Genomic DNA, 17505 nt, shown 5'->3' on the forward strand with positions numbered 1-17505 from the left:
CTGAGGGCGCTGCCGGAAGAGGCGCTCAGGCCTCGGCGTGGACCGGGGCCACCGGCGTGATGGCCGCGCGCTCGGCGGCCGTGGCCTCCGAGGCGGCTGGCGCCGAGCCGCGGGCCAGTTGCAAGGCCTGCTGCAGCACGGCGGTGTCGCCGATGTGGTTGGCCAGCAGCAGCACCAGGCGGGCGTTCATGGCATGGCTTTGCGCGGTGGACAGGCCATGGTGGGCCTGGATCAGGCTCTCGTAGAAGTCGTCACAAGCGATCAGGTTGGCTTGGGTGTTGAGCATGCTCTGGGTCTCCGGTTCAGGCCGCCACAGGGGCGTCTTGACGCGCCGTGGCGCGGGCCAGCGCGGCGAGCACGCTGGCTTCGGTGGGGTGGCGCCAGCGCGCGCACACATGTTGGTCGGGGCGGACCAGGTAGGCACTGCCGGGGCGGCCGTCCAGGCGCTGGGTGACCAGGCCTTGGGCGTCCACCAGCTCACCGCCCACCGACAGGGCCTGCACATGGGGCAGCCCTGCCGCCCAGGCGGGCACCGGGCCGAAGCACAACAGGGTGAAGTCAGGCCCCAGCTCGCGCAGCAGCCAGCCCGGCTGGCCGGCGCGCTGCACCGGGGCGTCGAGCAACACGGCCCCGGGCACCTGGCGCGGCGCGTCAAAGGCGTCCGTGCCGTGGTCGGCGTCGGGCGTGTTGAGCGCCGATTCATGCAAGGTGGCCGGCACCGACAGGCGCCCGCTGTTGACGATGCGGCGCGCAAAGTCGTGCTCGCGCGCCAGGTCCAGGGCGGCGTCGCGGAACAGGCGGCTGATCTCGCTCTTGGGCGTGATGAAGTCGGTGGCGCGGGTCGAGTTGCGGATGTTCTCGTCCGCCGCGTACTCGCGCTCCGGGCCGTAGCTGGCCAGCAGCTCGGCGCCGGCGCGGCCCTTGAGCACCCAGTCCAGCTTCCAGGCCAGGTTCTCGCTGTCTTGCACGCCGCTGTTGGCGCCGCGCGCACCGAACGGCGACACGCCGTGCGCGCTGTCGCCGGCAAACACCACGCGGCCGTGCACAAAGCGGTCCATGCGCAGGCAGGCGAAGGTGTAGACGCTGGCCCACTCCAACTCGAACTCGGCGTCATGCCCCAGCAAGGCCTTGACGCGGGGCAGGATGTTTTCAGGCCGCTTCTCGACCTCGGGGTCGGCGTCCCAGCCGAGCTGGAAGTCGATGCGCCAGACGTTGTCGGGCTGACGGTGCAGCAGCACGCTCTGGTTGGGGTGGAAGGGCGGATCGAACCAGAACCAGCGCTCGGTCGGGAAGTCGGCCTGCATCTTCACGTCGGCGATCAGGAAGCGGTCCTGGAAGATGCGGCCCTTGCTCTCCAGGCCCAGCATGGCGCGAACTGGCGAGCGCGAGCCGTCGCAGGCGATCAGCCAGTCCGCTTCCAGCGGGTAGGGGCCGTCGGGGGTGTCGACCTCGACCAGGGCGCCGTCGGCGCGCGGCGTGACGGCCTTGACCTGGCTGTGCCAGCGGATGTCGATCAGCGGCAGTTGCAGGGCGCGCTCAACCAAGTAGGCCTCGGCGTAGTACTGCTGCAGGTTGATGAAAGCCGGGCGCTCGTGCCCGTCCTCGGGCAGCAGGTTGAACTGGTAGACCTGCTGGTCATGGAAGAAGACCTTGCCCAGGTTCCAGGACACGCCCTTGTCCACCATGCGCTGGCCCACGCCCAGGCGGTCCCAGATCTCCAGGGTGCGCTTGGCAAAGCAGATGGCGCGCGAGCCGATGGACAAGCGGTAATCGTTGTCCAGCACCACCACGGGCTGGCCGCGCTGGGCCAGGTCGATGGCCAGGCTCAGACCTGCCGGGCCGGCGCCCACCACCACCACGGGGTGGCGCGCTGGCGTGGCCTGGTCCTGGTCGGCGCTGCGCCGGTAGGGGAACTGGATGGCCTGCACCTCAGGCCCGGTGCCGCGCAGGGCATCGAAGGGAATGTCTTGGGGTTTCATGGGGCGTGTCTCCTCACCTCGAACGGGCTCAGCCTTCCAGGGCCTTCCACATCTGGATGTCGCGCTCGGCGGTCCAGATGCGCGGGTCGGTGTATTGGGTGGCTTCGTCGTAGGCCCGCGTCACGTCAAAGGGCATGCAGTGGTTGAAGATGACCCAGTGACCGTACTTGGGGCTGAGCTTGGCAAAGGTCTCTTCATAGACCTTGCGCAGGTCCTGGCCTGCGGCGGCACCAGCCTTGACGCTTTCGTACACGTCGCTGATGAAGGCACGCGTGCCCGCCAGGCCGGCTTGCACCTGCTCCGGGGTTTGCAGGGCCGCGCCCCGGCCGGGCACCAGTTTTTCAGGCTTCAGGGCGGCCAGGTTGTCCAGGGTTTGCGGCCAGTCCTTGAAGTAGGCGTCGCCCGCATACGGGGTGGCGTCGAACTCGACCAGGTCGCCCGAGAACAGGATTTTTTCTTGCGGCAGCCAGGCGACGGTGTCGCCCTTGGTGTGGCCGCGGCCCAGTTGCAGGATCTGCACTTCGACACTGCCCAGCCACAGGGTCATCTTCTTGTTGAAGGTCATGGTGGGCCAGGTCAGGCCTTCGGGCACGCTCTCCACGTTCTGGAACAGGCGCGGGAAGCGGCCGATCTCGCTGTCCTTGTCGAACTGGCCGCGCTCCACGATCAGGTCGCGCGTGTCTTCGCTGGCGATGATGTGCTCAGCCCCGTAAGCGCTGGCGCCCAGCACGCGCACCGCGTGGTAGTGGCTCAGCAGCACGTACTTGATGGGCTTGTCGGTGACTTCGCGGATGCGGCGGATCACGTCCTGCGCCATCACCGGCGTGGCCTGGGTGTCGATGACCATCACCGCGTCGTCGCCAATGATGATGCCGGTGTTGGGGTCGCCCTCGGCGGTGTAGGCGTAGGCGTGCTCGGACAGCTTGTCGAAGCTGACTTTCTTGACTTCCAGGTCGGCGGCGGAGGCAAAGGTCTTGGTGCTCATGGTGGGCTCGCAGTGGGTTGGTTGTTCAACATAGGCGAATGAATTCACCTAAACGGAATTCTTTGATGTTAGGCAAAAAATTCGTCTATGTCGAACTCATTTGATTAGGTAAAAACCCTAAACCCACCCCCAGCCCGGCGCGCAGAGCAGGGACAATCGGGCCCATGAGCAAAGCAGAAGACAGCGCCGCGCGCGCCCCGCGCGGCATCCAGAGCGTGGAGGTGGGCGGCCAGTTGCTGAAGGCGCTGGCCCACACCGGCCGCCCCATGGCGCTGAAAGACCTGGCCCGCGAGGCTGACATGACGCCCGCCAAGGCCCACCCCTACCTGGTGAGCTTTGGCAAGCTGGGCCTGATCGAGCAAGACCCCGTCAGCGGCCACTACGGCCTGGGCCCGCTGGCCCTGCAGCTGGGCCTGATCAGCCTGCAGCAGGTGGACCCGGTGCGGCTGGCGATTGCCGAGTTGCCGGCCCTGGCCCTGCGCCTGGGCCACACCGTGTCGGCCTCGGTCTGGGGCACGCGCGGGCCGACCATCATCCGGGTCGAAGAAGCACCCACGCCCGTGCATGTGGCCATGCGCCACGGCACCACGGCCTCGGTGCGGCACACCGCCTCAGGCAAGGTGTTTGCGGCCTTTCACCCGGCCGAGCCGGTGGCCGAGGCCCTGCGCCTGGACGGCCACGCGGGGGCCTTGGAAGACCCGGTGTTCCAGGCCGAGTTGGCCGAAGTGAGGGCCCAGCAGTTGGCGGTGGTGGACCGGCAGTTGATTGAAGGCGTCAGCGCCCTGGCCGTGCCGGTGTTCGACGGCTTTGGCCAGTTGGTGCTGGCCCTGGCCGCCATCGGCCCCAGCGCCACCCTGGACCTGCGCCCGGACGGCCCCAGCGCCAGCCTGCTGCGCGACTGCGGCCGCCAGCTGTCCCAGCGCCTGGGGGCGCCGCGCGCCAAGACTCACCAATAACCCAGCACCTGCCCCGCTGTGGCGGCACTGGCAGAGTCTGCTGGGCGCGTGGGGGCCGTGCAGGGGCAAGGGCAGCGCCCCCGTGCGTCCCCCTCTCCCCCCCCTCACCCGCCCTCACGGACCCTCAAAGCCAGGGGCTGCGCACCTTGGAGAACCCACCCACCTGGTCATAGGCGTGGCCCAGCTGCAGCACAGCCAGGTCGGCCTGGGTGGGACCGATGAGTTGCAGCCCCACAGGCCAGCGGCCTTCGGGGCCGCCCAGACCGGCGGGCACGCTGAGCGCGGGCAGGCCCGCCAGGGTGGCGGCGATCACCACCTCCATCCAGCGGTGGTAGGTGTCCATGGCGCGCCCGCCCACCTCGGCCGGCCAGTGCTGCTCGGCCTCGAAGGGGAAGACCTGGGCCGTGGGCAGCACCAGGTAGTCGACCTGCTCGAACAGGCTGCGCAGCGCCTGGTACCAGTGGCTGCGCACGCTGGCAGCGCGGAACACGTCCTGGCCACTGAGGGCCAGGCCGCGCTCGATCTCCCACACCGCCTCGGGCTTGAGTTGGGCGCGGCGTGCCGGGTCGTGGTAGAGCACGGCGTAGTTGCCCGCCATCTGAAAGGCGCGCAGGTCCAGCCAGGCCATCCAGACGCGCTCCAGGTCGGCCTGTGGGCGCACCGCTTCGACCGTGCAGCCCAGGCTGTCAAAGTGGCGCAGCGCCTGCTCGCACAGCGGCAGCACGCCGGGCTCGGTGGCCAGGTGGCCACCCAAGTCGCCCAGCCAGCCGATGCGCGTGCCCTGGAAGTCGCGTCCCAAGGGGCCGGCGTAGACGCGGGGGTCTTGCTGGCGGGTCAGCGGCTGGCGCGCATCAAAGCCGGCTTGCACCGACAGCAAGAGGCCCAGGTCGGGCACGTTGCGGGCCATGGGCCCGCTGACGCCGAACTGCTGGAAAAACACTTCGTCGGCCGGGCCTTGCGGCACGCAGCCCACCGAGGGCCGAAACCCAAACACATGGTTGAACGCCGCGGGCGTGCGCAGCGAGCCCATCATGTCCGAGCCATCGGCCAGCGGCAGCATGTTCAAGGCCACGGCCACGCCGGCGCCGCCGCTGCTGCCCCCCGCCGAGCGGCTGGGGTCGAAGGCATTGCGGGTGATGCCGTAGACCGGGTTGTAGGTGTGGCCACCCAGGCCAAATTCGGGCGAGTTGCTGCGCCCAATGAACAAGGCGCCCGCAGCGCGCATGCGCTCGAACACCTGTGCGTCGAGGCGCGTGCGCTGGCCTTTGAACAGCGGCGAGCCACGCGTGGTGATCAGGCCCTCGACCGGGGCAATGTCCTTGGGCGCCTGCGGAAAGCCGTGCAGCACGCCCAGGCTCTGGCCGCGGGCCAGTTGGGCATCGCGCTCGCGCGCCAGGTCGCGCAGCGGCTCCGGGTCGGCCAGCGCCACCAAGGCGTTGACGCGGGGGTTGTGGTGTGCGATCTGAGCCTGAAAGGCGTCCAGCACCTCCAGGCATGAGACCTCACGCTGGTGAATGGCCCGCGACAGGGCGACAGCGTTGAGCTGCACCAGGTCATTGAGGGGGGAAGAAGCGGGGGATGGCGCCGACGCGGCGCGCTCAACAGGCGAAGAACTCATGGGGGCAGCTTAATCAAAGACCCAGGCCCGGGCAGCCGGGCCAACCCGGGGGCCAGGGCCGTGCCGCCCGGTCCGCGCAGCGCCATCGGACCCGCCGCACCGAGCGCCCCCCAAGCGGGGGAACCCAGGTGCCAGGCCCTGAGGCCCGGCCACCCTGGTTCAGCGCCCTCAGGCGGTTTCGGCCAGCGCGTCGCCCAGGGCGTTGATCAGGCGGTCGATCTCGGCAGGCTCGGAGATGAAGGGCGGCGCCAGCTGGATGGTGTCGCCACCGTAGCGCACGTAGAAGCCCTTCTTCCAGCACGCCATGGCCACTTCGTAGGGGCGCTTGGCGGGCTCGCCGGGCACGGGGGCCAGGGTGATGCCGGCGGCCAGGCCGTAGTTGCGGATGTCCAGCACATGCTTGGCGCCACGCAGGCTGTGCACGGCGGTCTCGAAGTACGGGGCCAGCGCGCGCACGCGGCCGATCATGTCTTCCTTTTGCAGCACATCGAGTGCAGCCAGGCCGGCGGCGCAAGCCACCGGGTGGGCCGAGTAGGTGTAGCCGTGCGGGAACTCCAGCATGTAGTCGGGACCGCCGACCGACATGAAGGTGTCGTAGATCTCTTTGCTGGCCAGCACCGCGCCCAAGGGCTGCACGCCGTTGGTGATTTGCTTGGCGCAGTTGAGGATGTCGGGCGTGACGCCAAAGGCCTCGGCGCCGGTGAAGGCCCCGGCACGGCCAAAGCCGGTGATGACCTCGTCAAAAATCAACAGGATGTTGTGCGCGGTGCAGATGTCACGCAGGCGCTTCAGGTAGCCCACGGGCGGGATCACCACGCCAGCCGAGCCCGAGAAGGGTTCGACGATGACGGCGGCGATGTTGGACGCGTCGTGCAGCGTGATCAGGTCCAGCAGGCGGTCGGCCAGTTCGGCGCCGGTCGGCGGCATGCCCTTGTAGAACGAGCCCGCCGGGGGCTGGGTGTGCGGCAGGTGGTCGGCTTCCACGCCTTGGCCAAACAACTTGCGGTTGGCGCCAATGCCGCCCACCGAGATGCCACCGAAGTTCACGCCGTGGTAGCCCTTTTCACGCCCGATCAGGCGCGTCTTGCTGGCCTGGCCCTTGGCACGCCAGTAGGCGCGCGCCATCTTCAGCGAGGTGTCGGCCGACTCGGAACCCGAACCCGTGAAGAACACGTAGTCCAGGCCGGCGGGGGTCAGCTCTTTGAGGCGGTTGGCCAGTGCGAAGCTGCCCGGGTGGCCGTGTTGGAAGGCCGGAGCGTAGTCGAGCTTGGCGATCTGGCGGCTGACCGCCTCGTTGATGGCGGGGTGGCTGTGGCCCAGGCCGGTGCACCACAGGCCCGACAGACCGTCAAAAATTTTGCGCCCATCGGCGTCGGTGAAGTAAGCCCCCTTGGCCTCCACGATCATGCGCGGGTTGGCCTTGAAGTTGCGGTTGCCGGTGTAAGGCATCCAGTGCGCGTCCAGCCAAGCGGCGTCGGTGCGCACCCCAGATTCAGAGGCCGGAGCCGGCGCGGCAGTGTCAGCGGTGAGGAGGGTCATGGCGGTCAGGCTGCGCGACAAACGCAGCGATCAGGTGAAAGAACTTGTTCATTCTTCATGCGCTGGTTATTCTTGAAAATAGCTCAATATCAATACTTACTTCGCACTTTATGCAAGTAACACCTTCCCCCACCCGCCCTGCCAAAAACCGCGCCATCCTGGGCCAACTCAGCGACATGGACATGCGCCTGCTGCAGGTCTTCAAGACCGTGGTGGAGTGCGGCGGCATGTCCGCTGCCGAGCTGGAGCTGAACATCGGCAGCTCCACCGTGAGCCGCCACGTCAAAGACCTGGAAACCCGCCTGGGCTTGGTGCTGTGCCGGCGCGGCCGGGCTGGTTTTGCGCTGACCGGCGAAGGCCAGCGCGTGTACGAAGAAACGCTGCGCCTGCTGGCCGCCGTGGACGGCTTTCGCGCCAGTGTGGACGACATCCACCAGCGCATGGGCGGCCAGTTGGAGCTGGCCTTGTTCGACAAAACCGCCAGCAACCCGCGCGCGCGCATCCACGAAGCGATTGCGCTGTTTGCCGAGCAAGCGCCCGAGGTCAAACTGGTGCTGCATGTGGCCTCGATCAACACGATTGAACGCGGCATCATCGACGGGCGCTGGCAGGTGGGCGTGATCCCGGCACACCGCAACTCACCCAGCCTGCTCTACGCCGACCTGTTTGGCGAAACCATGCAGCTCTACTGCGGCCAGCGCCACCCCTTGTTTGGCCAGCCACACCACGAACTGGACTGGGACGCGCTGCGCCAATGGCCGTTTGCCGGCCTGGGCTACCACTCGCCCAACATGGCACTGAGCCACCAGGCCCAGCTCACGCGCAGCGCCACCGGCTTTGACCAGGAGGCCATCGCCACCTTGATCCTGTCGGGCCGCTACCTGGGCTTTTTGCCCGACCACTACGCCGAGGCCTTCGAGCGGCGCGGCCTGATGCAGGCCCTGGCGCCCGAACGCCTGCAGTACAGCTGCCAGTTCGTCAGCCTGCTGCGGCGCTCGCCGCAACCGGGGCGGGCTGCGCAGTGTTTTTATGAGTGTCTGGTGAAGGCGCACCAAAGGGTGAGCTGACATCCCTGGGCCTCTCGGCGAGTCGCCTGAACACGGCCCTGCACGCCGCTGTGCCGCGAGGCTTGGCGCACGCCCATGGGTTGCGCCCACGGCCGCGCTTTGCCGCCCACCCACCGAGCCGGGCCAGTTAACCTCGCCAGCTCCGCCGCAGGTTGTGGACGCTGCGCCTGCACTGCTAAAAACGGCAACCCAACGGGTTTTCAACCCTTGTTTTGCGCCGTTTTCGAACAGGAGCCCGCATGCCCCGCAACCTCAGCTACTGGTCGGCCGTCTCCCTGAACCTCAAAGGCAGCCCCGCTTTCGAAGTCAAAAGCGTGCACGGCCACGAAGCCCTGGGCGAGCTCTTCCTCTACACCGTCACCCTCCAAACCCCCGACTCCCCCGACCTCACCGCCTTCGTCTCCGCCAACCTCCCCTACAAACAAATGGTCGGCAAAGAAGCCGGCCTCACCCTCGAAGTCGACGGTGGCGGCACCCGCCAGATCAACGCCCTCGTCACCAGCGCCCGCTTCCTGCACGCCGAAAACCGCCGCAGCCTCTACCAAGTCACCCTGCAGCCCTGGCTGGTCCTGGCCACCCGCACCAGCGACCACAAAATCTTCCAGCACAAAACCGTCGTCGACATCACCCAAGAAGTGTTGGCCGACTACCCCTACCTCCTGGAACTGCGCCTGAGCCAAAGCTACCCCCCGCGCACCTTCCAGGTCCAGTACGGCGAAACCGACTTCGCCTTCCTCAGCCGGCTCTGGCAGGAATGGGGCATTTACTACTTCTGGGAGCACGAAGGCGGCAAGCACAAACTCATCCTCGTGGACGACGCCGGCGCCCACCTGCCCTGCCCAGGCGTCTACGCCCACATCAACTACTACGGCCCCAGCGCCAAGATCGACGAAGAGTACTGCAGCCAGTTCCAAACCCACGAAGGCCTGCAAAGCGGTGTCTGGGTCACCGACGACTTTGACTTCGAGAAGCCCCGCGCTCGGCTGCAGCAAAAAATCAAAATGCCGCGCCAAACCGGCCACGAAGACTTGGAGCGCTACCACTGGCCCGGCGACTACGTGGTGGCCGACGAAGGCCGCGACCTGGCCCGCACCCGCCTGGAAGAAGCCGGCGCTCCCGGCCAACGCGCCAGCGGCATGGGCAACCTGCGCGGCGTCGCCTGCGGCCACACCTTCACCCTGGACAAGCACCCCCACCAGGCCGCCAACCAAAGCTACCTCGTCATCGCCAGCACCCTGTCGCTGCGCGAGAACAGCCACGCCGCCGGCGAAGAAGGCTGGAGCTGCCACTGCCAGTTCGAACTGCAACCCGCACGCAACACCTTCCGCAGCCCGCAAACCCAGCCCAAGCCCCTGACCACCGGCCCCCAGACGGCCATCGTCACCGGCCCCCCGGGTGAGGAAATCTTCACTGATCCATACAGTCGGGTGAAGCTGAGCTTCCACTGGAACCGCTACTGCAGCAAAGACCAAAACAGCTCCTGCTGGGTGCGGGTCTCCAGCCCCTGGGCGGGCAACCAGTTTGGCGGCATCGCCATCCCGCGCGTGGGCCAAGAGGTGATTGTGGACTTTGAGAACGGAGACCCCGACAAGCCCATCGTCACCGGGCGGGTCTACAACGCGCTGAACATGCCGCCGTGGGAGCTGCCGGCCAACATGACGCAAAGCGGCGTGAAGACCAAGAGCACCGTGGGCGGCACGCCGGGCCCAGGCCTCAAAGACGGCGTGGGCGAGTGCAACGTGCTGCGCTTTGAAGACAAGAAGGGCCAGGAACAACTGTGGGTGCACGCGCAAAAAGACCAACTCACCGAGGTTGAACACGACGAGGACAAGTGGGTGGGCAATGACCGGCGCAAAACAGTGGATGGCAACGAGACCAGCACCATCCACAAGAACCGCACCGAGACCGTTGACATCGACGAAACCATCACCGTGCACGGCAAGCGCACGGAGACCGTGGACCTGGACCAGAGCGAAACGGTGCACCAGAACGACACCCAAACCATCGATCTGGACCAAACCCTGACAGTTCACAAAAGCCGCACGCGCACCGTTGGCCTGAACGAAAGCGTGAGCATTGGCGTGAACCGCAGCAAGCAAGTGGGGGTGAATGAAAGCGACACCATCGGCGCCAACTGGAGCGTCACCACCGGCAAGATGAAAACCGAGAACGTGGGCCTGGGCTACACGCAGACCACGGGGGTGTGCAAGATGGTCAACATCGGTGTGGCCTACAACCTCAACGTGGGGGCCGTCATGATGAGCAACGTCGGCATGCTCCGCATGGACACCGTGGGCATGAACTGGACGCGCAACACCGGGGTCGACGAGACCACCCAAGTCGGAGCCAATCAAAGCGTCACGGTAGGGGCGGACCACAGCCTCAAAGTGGCCGCCAACAGCAAGACAGATGTAGGCACCAACGCCGAAACCAAGGCCGGGGCCAAGATCAAAGGCGAAGCGCCCGAGATCGAACTGGTCGCCGCAGGCACTTTAAAACTCACTTGCGGCGGCTCCACCATCGTCATGACGCCGGGCTCGATTGAGCTCAAGTCGCCCCTCATTCAGATCAACCCCTGATGGTGGCCGCCCATGAACACCGCACACCACCTGGCCCCCTTGCTCCCAACGAGTTGGTTGCAGCACTTGGGCCAACTCAGCACCGCAACGCAACTGAGCCAAGCACTGTGGCGCAGCGCGCCCAAGCTCTTCAGCCGTGACGCAAAGGACCTGCTCCAGCAAATGCAAAACGCCGCAGGTGATGAGCTCAGGCTCCATCCCCATGGGGCGCAACTGATCCTGCAAGCCCAGCGCCAAGACCATGTCGACAGCGCCGGCGTGCACAGCAGCCGCAAACACTGGGGCCTGCACGCCATCCACCTGATTGCCCAGCACCCATCCTCAGCGGTCTGGTGCGGTCCTTGGCCCGGCAAGGTGGCCCCGGCCCAGCTCACCCCAGAAAAGCTGCTGCTTGCGCTGGGCGCAGACACCAGCCAATCCATGCTGAGCCCCTGCATGGCCTGCTTCTCCCTGCAAGCCGACGCCCAGCAGCAATGGGGCGTCACAGGCGTGTTTGAGCAAGGCTTGCTCAGCCTGCACATCGTTCGCATTTCGCCTTGGCAGCACCTGCAAGCCACGCCGGCCTGAACCACGCCGGCACCCGTCGCCCACCAGCCCCAGCACCACACCCCGTCCACGCCAAGGAGCGCCCCCATGGCCCAACCCGCCGCCCGCCAAGGCGACATCGCCAAGCACAAGGGCGAGGCGCCCGCGCCCATCCTGGAGGGCAGCCCCAACGTGCTCATCAACGGCCTGCCGGCCGCGCGCATGGGCGACAAGTCCAAACACAGGAAGACCCCCGAGGCCATCATCGAAGGCTCTGGCTCCGTCAAGATCAACGGCCAAGCCGCCGCGCGCGTGGATGACAAAGTCGCTTGCGGCCAAGTCATCATCTCGGGCAGCGGCAACGTCTTCATTGGCGACGGCTCAGACGGCAAAGCCTGCTCGGTCTGCCCGGGGGGCGTGGCGGTGGGCAAGCCCGTCAACCCCTTGTTGGGGGCCAAAGTCTTGTTCGGCCCCGAGGACCTGGACTTTGCCCTGCCCGGTGCCCACAGCGTGGCCTGGCAACGGCACTACAGCTCCTACGTCGGCCCCGCAGGCCAGGTCGCGGGCCTCCTGGGCTACGGCTGGCGACTGCCCTTTGAGATGCACCTCACGCTGGACGCCCAGCACACGCGCCTGTTTGACAGCAAAAACCGCGTCATCACCTTTGCCGCACTGGCGCCTGGCGCGCAAATCCACTCGCTGAGTGAAGGCTTCACACTCATGCGCGGGGGGGGGCTGGTTGATGCTGCCACCACCACCACCACCACCACCACCCCCAAGCCGGGCAGCTCCGCCCAATCCCAAGCCAAGGCCAGCCCCCAAGCCAAGACCCAGCCCCTCCCTTGGGCCCAGCAAGACCAGTGGAGCCACATCCCAGCGCAGTGGAAAACCGACCCCCACTACCTGCTCGCTGCCACCGAAGACCGCACCGTCTTCCTCTTCGCCGCCTTGGACTTGGAGCCCCACGACAACACCGCCTGGCGGCTGATCGCCATCCGCGACATCTTGGGCCGCCAGCAGACCTACCACCGCTACATCCAACGCGTCTTCACCGACAAAAGCATCCCCAAAGACCTGCCCCACGGCAGCTTGCTGCGCATCGAAGACCCGCACGACCGCTGCTGCGAGTTGGTCTACACCCAGCTCCCCTGGCTCGCCAAAAAGCCCACCCCCGACGACAACTGCTGGCGGCTGAGCGCCGTCCAACTCAACGCCACCACCCTGGTCAGCTACCAATACCAAGGGGGAGACCTGTGCCAAGTCACCGACCGCCATGGCCGAAGCACCCGCACCTTTGAATACGACGCACAGCACCGCATCACCCGCCACCGCGTGCTGGGCGGGCCCTGGGCCCGCTACACCTATGCCAGTGCCGACCCGGCAGCCAAAGTGGTGCACCACGCCATCGAAGACGGCTTGAGCTTCCAGTTTGACTACCAAGCCAGCCAAACCGTGGTGACCGACAGCCTGGGGCGCCGCACCACCTACGGCTTCACCGGCAGCGGTGGACGCCAAAGACTGACCCACCTGATCGACGCACTGGGCCAGCGCACCGACTATGCCTACACGCTGGACGGGCACTTGGTGCAAGAGCGCAACCCCTTGGGCCAATACAGCCGCTACCAACGCGACGCCCAAGGCAAGGTCACCCAAGTCACGGCCCCGGACGGCAGCCAAACCCACATGCGCTGGCAAGGCAACAACTTGATCAGCCTGAGCGGCCCCGACGGGCAAACCACCCGCTTTGAATACGACCGCTACGGGCGCCAGACCCGCGTCACCGACCCCTTGGGCCACAGCACGACGTACAGCTACCCCGACCCCCGTGCCACGGACCCTCAGGCAAACCACCCGGCCAACCCACAGGCCCTGATCGCCGAACACCCCATCCGCATCACCGACGCCAAAGGCGGCGTCAAGACCCTGGCCTGGACCGCCTACGGGCAGCTGCAAAGTGACACCGACTGCTCCCGGCAAACCACCCGCTACGCCTACAACGCCTGGGGCGAAGTCACGGCCGTGACCAACGCTCTGGGCCAGACGCTGCGCTACACCCGAGATGCGCTGGGCCGGGTCACCACCATCACCTACCCCGACCACAGCCCTCCCCAGCGCGGCCAGCCCAGCCAACACAGCCAGGCCAACCAGCCCAGTCAGCCCACCCAGCTGCACTGTGGCTACAACGCCCAAGACCAGCTGTGCTGGATCAAAGACGCCCAGGGCCAAGTCACCGAGTTCGAGCGCGACCGCCATGGGCGCGTCACCCGCAGCACCACCCGAGGTGCCAGCGTGCAAAACGGCGTGCGCTTCACGCCGCCACCGCACACCCTGGGCTACCAATACGACGTGGCGGGGCGGCTGACCCAGCTCACCAACGAAAACGGTGCCCACACGCGCTTTGGCTACGACAAGCTGGACCGCCTGATCGAAGAAACAGGCTTTGACGGGCGCACCCAGCGCTACGAATACAACGCCATTGGCCTGCTGCTCCAAGCCCATGACAGCGCCAGCGCCCACCCAGACGCGCCCACCCTGAGCACCGAATACACCTACACCCCGGGCAACCGCCTGCACACCCGCACCGTGGCTGCCGTGCCCCTGGGCAAGCCGCCAGGCCGACAAGCCGCGCAGCTTGGCGGCACCGAAGCCAAGCACCTGTTTGAGCGCGTGCAACACCACTTTGCCTATGACGAGGCCGGCCAACTCATCGAAGCCAACACCCCCAGCGCCAGCGTCCGCCTCCAGCGCGACGCACTGGGCCGCATCACCGGTGAGAGCCTCCACATCGCAGGGCGAAGTGCGGACAGCCCTGCGCTGCACACCCACAGCGTGCAACACCGCTACGACGAACTGGGCCAGCGCAGCGCCAGCCACTACCCCTTGGCCGGGGAGGTGGACTACCTGAGCTACGGCAGCGGGCACGTGCACCAGATCCTGCTCAACAAAGAGCCCCTGATCGACATCGAGCGCAACGCCGTGCACCGGGAGATCAGCAGGAAACTCCTCAGCGCAGCCGGCCCAACCCAGGCCGTTCAGGTGCACCAACGCCACGACGCCATGGGCCGGCTGGTGCGTGCGGAAGTCTTTGGCGGGCCTGGTTCAAACCTGCACGGCAACCCCTCCCCCCACACCGCCGAACCCACCGGCGGCGGCCTGAGCCGGTCCTACGAATACGACGCCATCGGCCAGCTCAGCGCCATCGAACAACCCGGCCGACTCAAAACCCATTACACCTACGACCTGGCCCACCGCCTGGTGCATGCGCAAGACCGCCAGCACCGAGAAGCCCCCGGCCTTGAACTCTTTGGCATCCCACCCCACTCCAGCACCCCCGTGCCGGGCTCAGCGCAAGCGTGGCACTTTGATGCGGCAGGCAACCGACTGCCCGAGCCCCGCGTCAACACGCCAAGCGTGCCCAACAACCGCATCACCCGAGACGAACAAGGCCACTGCTACGAGTACGACGCCTGGGGCAACATGGCCCGCATCAGCCACGCCAACGGCCAAGAAACCCTGCTGCGCTACGACGGCCTGCACAAACTGCGCGCCAGCCGAAGCTACAACCCCCAAGCCCCCGAGCACGAGCAGTACACCGAGGTGTATTACGAATACGACGCCCTGGGCAGGCGCTACAACAAGCGCAGCGTGCGGCCAACGCCAGACGGGCCAAGCCAAATCTTGAAAGCCACCTGGTACGGCTGGGATGGGGACCGACTGGTCACGACCCAGTCAACGACCACCACCACGACCCAAACAAGCACCCAAACCGACGAACGGACCAGCAGCACGCTGTACGAGCCCGACAGCTTCGTGCCGATGATCAGAATCGACACCACCCACCAAAGAACCAGCAACGCAGACGGCAGCCAGCAGCAAAAGACCCACCAGGCCAAGGCCTTCTACCACTGCAACCACCTGGGCACGCCGCTGGCATTGATCGATGTCGAGACCGCCAAGATCATCTGGCATGCCGAGTTCGACCCCTGGGGTTTGATGAAGAGTGAATACAACCCGTACAACATCGACCAGCCCATCAGGATGCAAGGCCAGCAGCGGGATCAGGAGACGGGATTGTTTTACAACCGGTATCGGTATTACATACCTCGGGTGGGGAGGTATGTGACGCAGGATCCGGTGGGGCTTCAGGGCGGGGTGCATTTATACCAATATGCCTCAACCAATCCTTTGCAGTGGACAGATCCACTGGGACTAGATGCTGTGGGGAATGGAGCCGGAAATGCATTGGTTTATACCAACATGACTGACGGATACACGATCATGCTGGATTCGAATGGCCGATCAATTATTGAAATGGAAACGAGCAGTCTTGTGACAAAAAATGCAGCAAGTGGAGTTACGGGGCCATTTTCAGGGAGTTTCACATATTGCGAATATCCGAATTCCAATAAGGCATTTGGTCCAGCAAAATGGAGGACGACTGATGAAAGATCACGCTGGATTCATGGTGGGGGAACCGGTCTAAAGGATCCTTTTGCTGCCCGCCAAGGTTGGAATCCTACTCTTGGATGTACACGCGCTCAAAATGAAGATGTGATCAAACTGTGTGAGAAGTCTGAAGATTTTTTAAAATCAAACCCCAAAGCCAGCATTGGTTATATTAGAAATGGATCCATGCCAAATGGTGGGCGAACAGGGGCAATGAGGCAATAGGCTGGCATGTTGAATATTAAAATTAGAGCTTTGATTCAAGCATGCTTGATTGCGTGTGCAGACACCTTGTTTGCAAAATGTAGCCTTCCGGTCCCAGACATGGAGACGAAGGTTCCAAAAAGAAATGCAGCAGGGTACTTCCTTGAAGTAAAGAATAATAATTTATTTTTATACAACATAGATGAGCGCAAGATTGCAATTATTGATGTCGAGGGTGTTGAAGTTGCTTATTCCGCTGCCGGCGGAGATATAAGTATATTCACCCTCAGAAAGGGGGTTCAGTTGAGGATTTGGTACGTCGGATGTCGCGCCCCCAGGAATGGGCTTCCTAAAGCTGCATATGTTGAATTTTTTTCGAATGATCCATTTGATTATCCAGATAATATGTATTTAAAGAAGGGTGGGCGGTGACAACTTGGTGGGCCTGCTTTTTGAATCTCCTGTGCAAATTGTATTTTTGCTTTTATTGCCCTTGAAAATATCATGGATTCTTTCGAGGAATGGAGAACTACCCAAAGCTCAGGCCATGCCCAATCACAGAAGAAACGAAAGCTCATCGAGCAAGGCATTTTGGGGTCAAGGCAGTGGGTTTGATGCTTGAGGTGACGTGCAACGCGTGTGCCAAATGTTTGTGTTGACGATGGCGGCCTACCACTTGGTGCGCATGCGAACCTTGGGGCAAATCCGTCGGCAGGGGCGAATTAAACGAATGAGCATGAAAATGACGTGCCCCTCATAGCCGTACCAGCCAATTCGGATGCAAGGCCAGCAACGGGATCAGGAGACGGGCTTGTTTTACAACTAGTATCGGTATTACGTGCCGCAGGTGGGGAGGTATGTCCAATCCGATCCTATTGGACTCGCGGGAGGGGGCAATACATATGGCTACGTTGCTGGCAACCCGGTCAGCTTGACTGATCCAAGAGGCTTAGACAATCCTGGTAGGGGGTCCTATGGTCCATACTGGAGTCCACTCAGTATTAGACAAGACACACCTGCAGATTCGTGCAGCTGCAAGTTTGGAGGGGAAACATTTGCTGTTCCAAGAGGTACAGACTTCAACGCGATCAAAGCTGCTGGGGATGGTCATTGGCTTGACCCCACTGAAATAAACCGAAAAATTGGTCAAGGCGGCATATATGATTTGCAACGTGACGGTACACACAACCAATTCTTCACTGCATATACACCGGCGGCCAACTTTGCGGTAGGTGTATATATGCAAGGTGCTGGACATAGCCTTCCTGCCACATCCTTCCTTGGCGTTGTTTACGCGGCGATAAAGTCTAACAACTTTAGCGTAGCACAGACAGGGGTTTGGCTGAAGTGGTGGGGTATGGGATGGGCGTCTGCTGCGTATGGAGTAGTGCCAGCATGCAAATAAGGAGAAAGGGCCTTCGTCCAATCATAACTACTGCAATGGTTATTTGCATTGGCCTTATAATCTCACTTGCTTTCTCTATAAGTAATCTTCAAGGTGATGAGAATTCCGTCTGCATTTATGCTGACAAGTTCTTTAGCCCGGGCCCTGCGGGGATGAGTGCATCTGGGCATACAACCGTTTGCTCACCGCCAGCAGCCTCAAT

12 protein-coding genes and 1 pseudogene are annotated in these 17505 nt (G+C 64.3%); 8 read left to right on the plus strand and 5 right to left on the minus strand.

What is annotated here, in order from left to right:
• Positions 1-25 precede the first annotated feature (25 nt).
• Genes PSQ39_RS12370 through PSQ39_RS12380 form a run of 3 tightly spaced genes read right to left on the minus strand, consistent with a single transcriptional unit; the run spans position 26 to position 2964 of the window.
• Complete coding sequence (locus PSQ39_RS12370; RefSeq protein WP_273927119.1) at positions 26-286, minus strand: DUF2783 domain-containing protein; 261 nt, start codon at positions 284-286, stop codon at positions 26-28.
• Positions 287-302: 16 nt separating this feature from the next.
• On the minus strand, positions 303-1979 hold the full coding sequence (locus PSQ39_RS12375) for an FAD-dependent oxidoreductase (RefSeq protein ID WP_273927120.1): 1677 nt from the start codon (positions 1977-1979) through the stop codon (positions 303-305).
• Between the two features lie 28 nt (positions 1980-2007).
• Positions 2008-2964 carry an MBL fold metallo-hydrolase gene (locus PSQ39_RS12380; RefSeq protein WP_273927121.1) on the minus strand — a complete coding sequence of 319 codons (957 nt, stop codon included), beginning with the start codon at positions 2962-2964 and terminating at the stop codon, positions 2008-2010.
• A gap of 164 nt (positions 2965-3128) precedes the next feature.
• Between PSQ39_RS12380 and PSQ39_RS12385 the strand changes: the two genes are divergently transcribed.
• Entirely contained in the window at positions 3129-3920 is a 792-nt protein-coding gene (locus PSQ39_RS12385; RefSeq protein WP_273927122.1) for an IclR family transcriptional regulator, read from the plus strand.
• Between the two features lie 124 nt (positions 3921-4044).
• On the opposite strand, the gene PSQ39_RS12390 is transcribed toward PSQ39_RS12385, so the two are convergent.
• Positions 4045-5538 (minus strand): amidase, encoded by a 1494-nt coding sequence (locus tag PSQ39_RS12390; protein WP_273927123.1) that lies wholly within the window; start codon positions 5536-5538, stop codon positions 4045-4047.
• Between the two features lie 168 nt (positions 5539-5706).
• Positions 5707-7077: an aspartate aminotransferase family protein gene (locus PSQ39_RS12395; protein ID WP_273927124.1), complete on the minus strand. Its 1371-nt coding sequence runs from the start codon at positions 7075-7077 to the stop codon at positions 5707-5709.
• Between the two features lie 110 nt (positions 7078-7187).
• Between PSQ39_RS12395 and PSQ39_RS12400 the strand changes: the two genes are divergently transcribed.
• The 7 genes and pseudogenes from PSQ39_RS12400 to PSQ39_RS12435 all read left to right on the plus strand — a co-directional run bounded on the left by PSQ39_RS12400 (position 7188) and on the right by PSQ39_RS12435 (position 17303).
• The gene (locus PSQ39_RS12400) at positions 7188-8144 is read left to right on the plus strand and encodes a LysR family transcriptional regulator (protein WP_273927125.1); all 957 of its coding nucleotides are present in this window, start codon (positions 7188-7190) and stop codon (positions 8142-8144) included.
• Positions 8145-8383: 239 nt separating this feature from the next.
• Positions 8384-10723 (plus strand): type VI secretion system Vgr family protein, encoded by a 2340-nt coding sequence (locus tag PSQ39_RS12405; RefSeq protein WP_273927126.1) that lies wholly within the window; start codon positions 8384-8386, stop codon positions 10721-10723.
• A gap of 12 nt (positions 10724-10735) precedes the next feature.
• The gene (locus PSQ39_RS12410; RefSeq protein WP_273927127.1) at positions 10736-11290 is read left to right on the plus strand and encodes a hypothetical protein; all 555 of its coding nucleotides are present in this window, start codon (positions 10736-10738) and stop codon (positions 11288-11290) included.
• Between the two features lie 66 nt (positions 11291-11356).
• Entirely contained in the window at positions 11357-15919 is a 4563-nt protein-coding gene (locus PSQ39_RS21735; RefSeq protein ID WP_337961938.1) for an RHS repeat-associated core domain-containing protein, read from the plus strand.
• Between the two features lie 6 nt (positions 15920-15925).
• Complete coding sequence (locus PSQ39_RS12425) at positions 15926-16330, plus strand: hypothetical protein (protein WP_273927128.1); 405 nt, start codon at positions 15926-15928, stop codon at positions 16328-16330.
• A 105-nt stretch (positions 16331-16435) separates the two neighbouring features.
• Positions 16436-16658: pseudogene (locus tag PSQ39_RS12430) on the plus strand (hypothetical protein); the annotation flags it as partial.
• A 78-nt stretch (positions 16659-16736) separates the two neighbouring features.
• On the plus strand, positions 16737-17303 hold the full coding sequence (locus tag PSQ39_RS12435; RefSeq protein ID WP_273927129.1) for an RHS repeat-associated core domain-containing protein: 567 nt from the start codon (positions 16737-16739) through the stop codon (positions 17301-17303).
• Positions 17304-17505 lie beyond the last annotated feature (202 nt).

It is taken from the genome of Curvibacter microcysteis, assembly GCF_028649455.1.
GTDB classification, from domain to species: domain Bacteria; phylum Pseudomonadota; class Gammaproteobacteria; order Burkholderiales; family Burkholderiaceae_C; genus Curvibacter; species Curvibacter microcysteis.

What these genes read in the sequence shown, in the direction of transcription:
- PSQ39_RS21735 (WP_337961938.1), top strand. Translation starts at nt 11,357, where the DNA reads ATGGCCCAACCCGCCGCCCGCCAAGGCGACATCGCCAAGCACAAGGGC.
- PSQ39_RS12390 (WP_273927123.1), bottom strand. Translation starts at nt 5,538, where the DNA reads ATGAGTTCTTCGCCTGTTGAGCGCGCCGCGTCGGCGCCATCCCCCGCT.
- PSQ39_RS12400 (WP_273927125.1), top strand. Translation starts at nt 7,188, where the DNA reads ATGCAAGTAACACCTTCCCCCACCCGCCCTGCCAAAAACCGCGCCATC.
- PSQ39_RS12405 (WP_273927126.1), top strand. Translation starts at nt 8,384, where the DNA reads ATGCCCCGCAACCTCAGCTACTGGTCGGCCGTCTCCCTGAACCTCAAA.
- PSQ39_RS12385 (WP_273927122.1), top strand. Translation starts at nt 3,129, where the DNA reads ATGAGCAAAGCAGAAGACAGCGCCGCGCGCGCCCCGCGCGGCATCCAG.
- PSQ39_RS12380 (WP_273927121.1), bottom strand. Translation starts at nt 2,964, where the DNA reads ATGAGCACCAAGACCTTTGCCTCCGCCGCCGACCTGGAAGTCAAGAAA.
- PSQ39_RS12425 (WP_273927128.1), top strand. Translation starts at nt 15,926, where the DNA reads ATGTTGAATATTAAAATTAGAGCTTTGATTCAAGCATGCTTGATTGCG.
- PSQ39_RS12395 (WP_273927124.1), bottom strand. Translation starts at nt 7,077, where the DNA reads ATGACCCTCCTCACCGCTGACACTGCCGCGCCGGCTCCGGCCTCTGAA.
- PSQ39_RS12370 (WP_273927119.1), bottom strand. Translation starts at nt 286, where the DNA reads ATGCTCAACACCCAAGCCAACCTGATCGCTTGTGACGACTTCTACGAG.
- PSQ39_RS12375 (WP_273927120.1), bottom strand. Translation starts at nt 1,979, where the DNA reads ATGAAACCCCAAGACATTCCCTTCGATGCCCTGCGCGGCACCGGGCCT.
- PSQ39_RS12410 (WP_273927127.1), top strand. Translation starts at nt 10,736, where the DNA reads ATGAACACCGCACACCACCTGGCCCCCTTGCTCCCAACGAGTTGGTTG.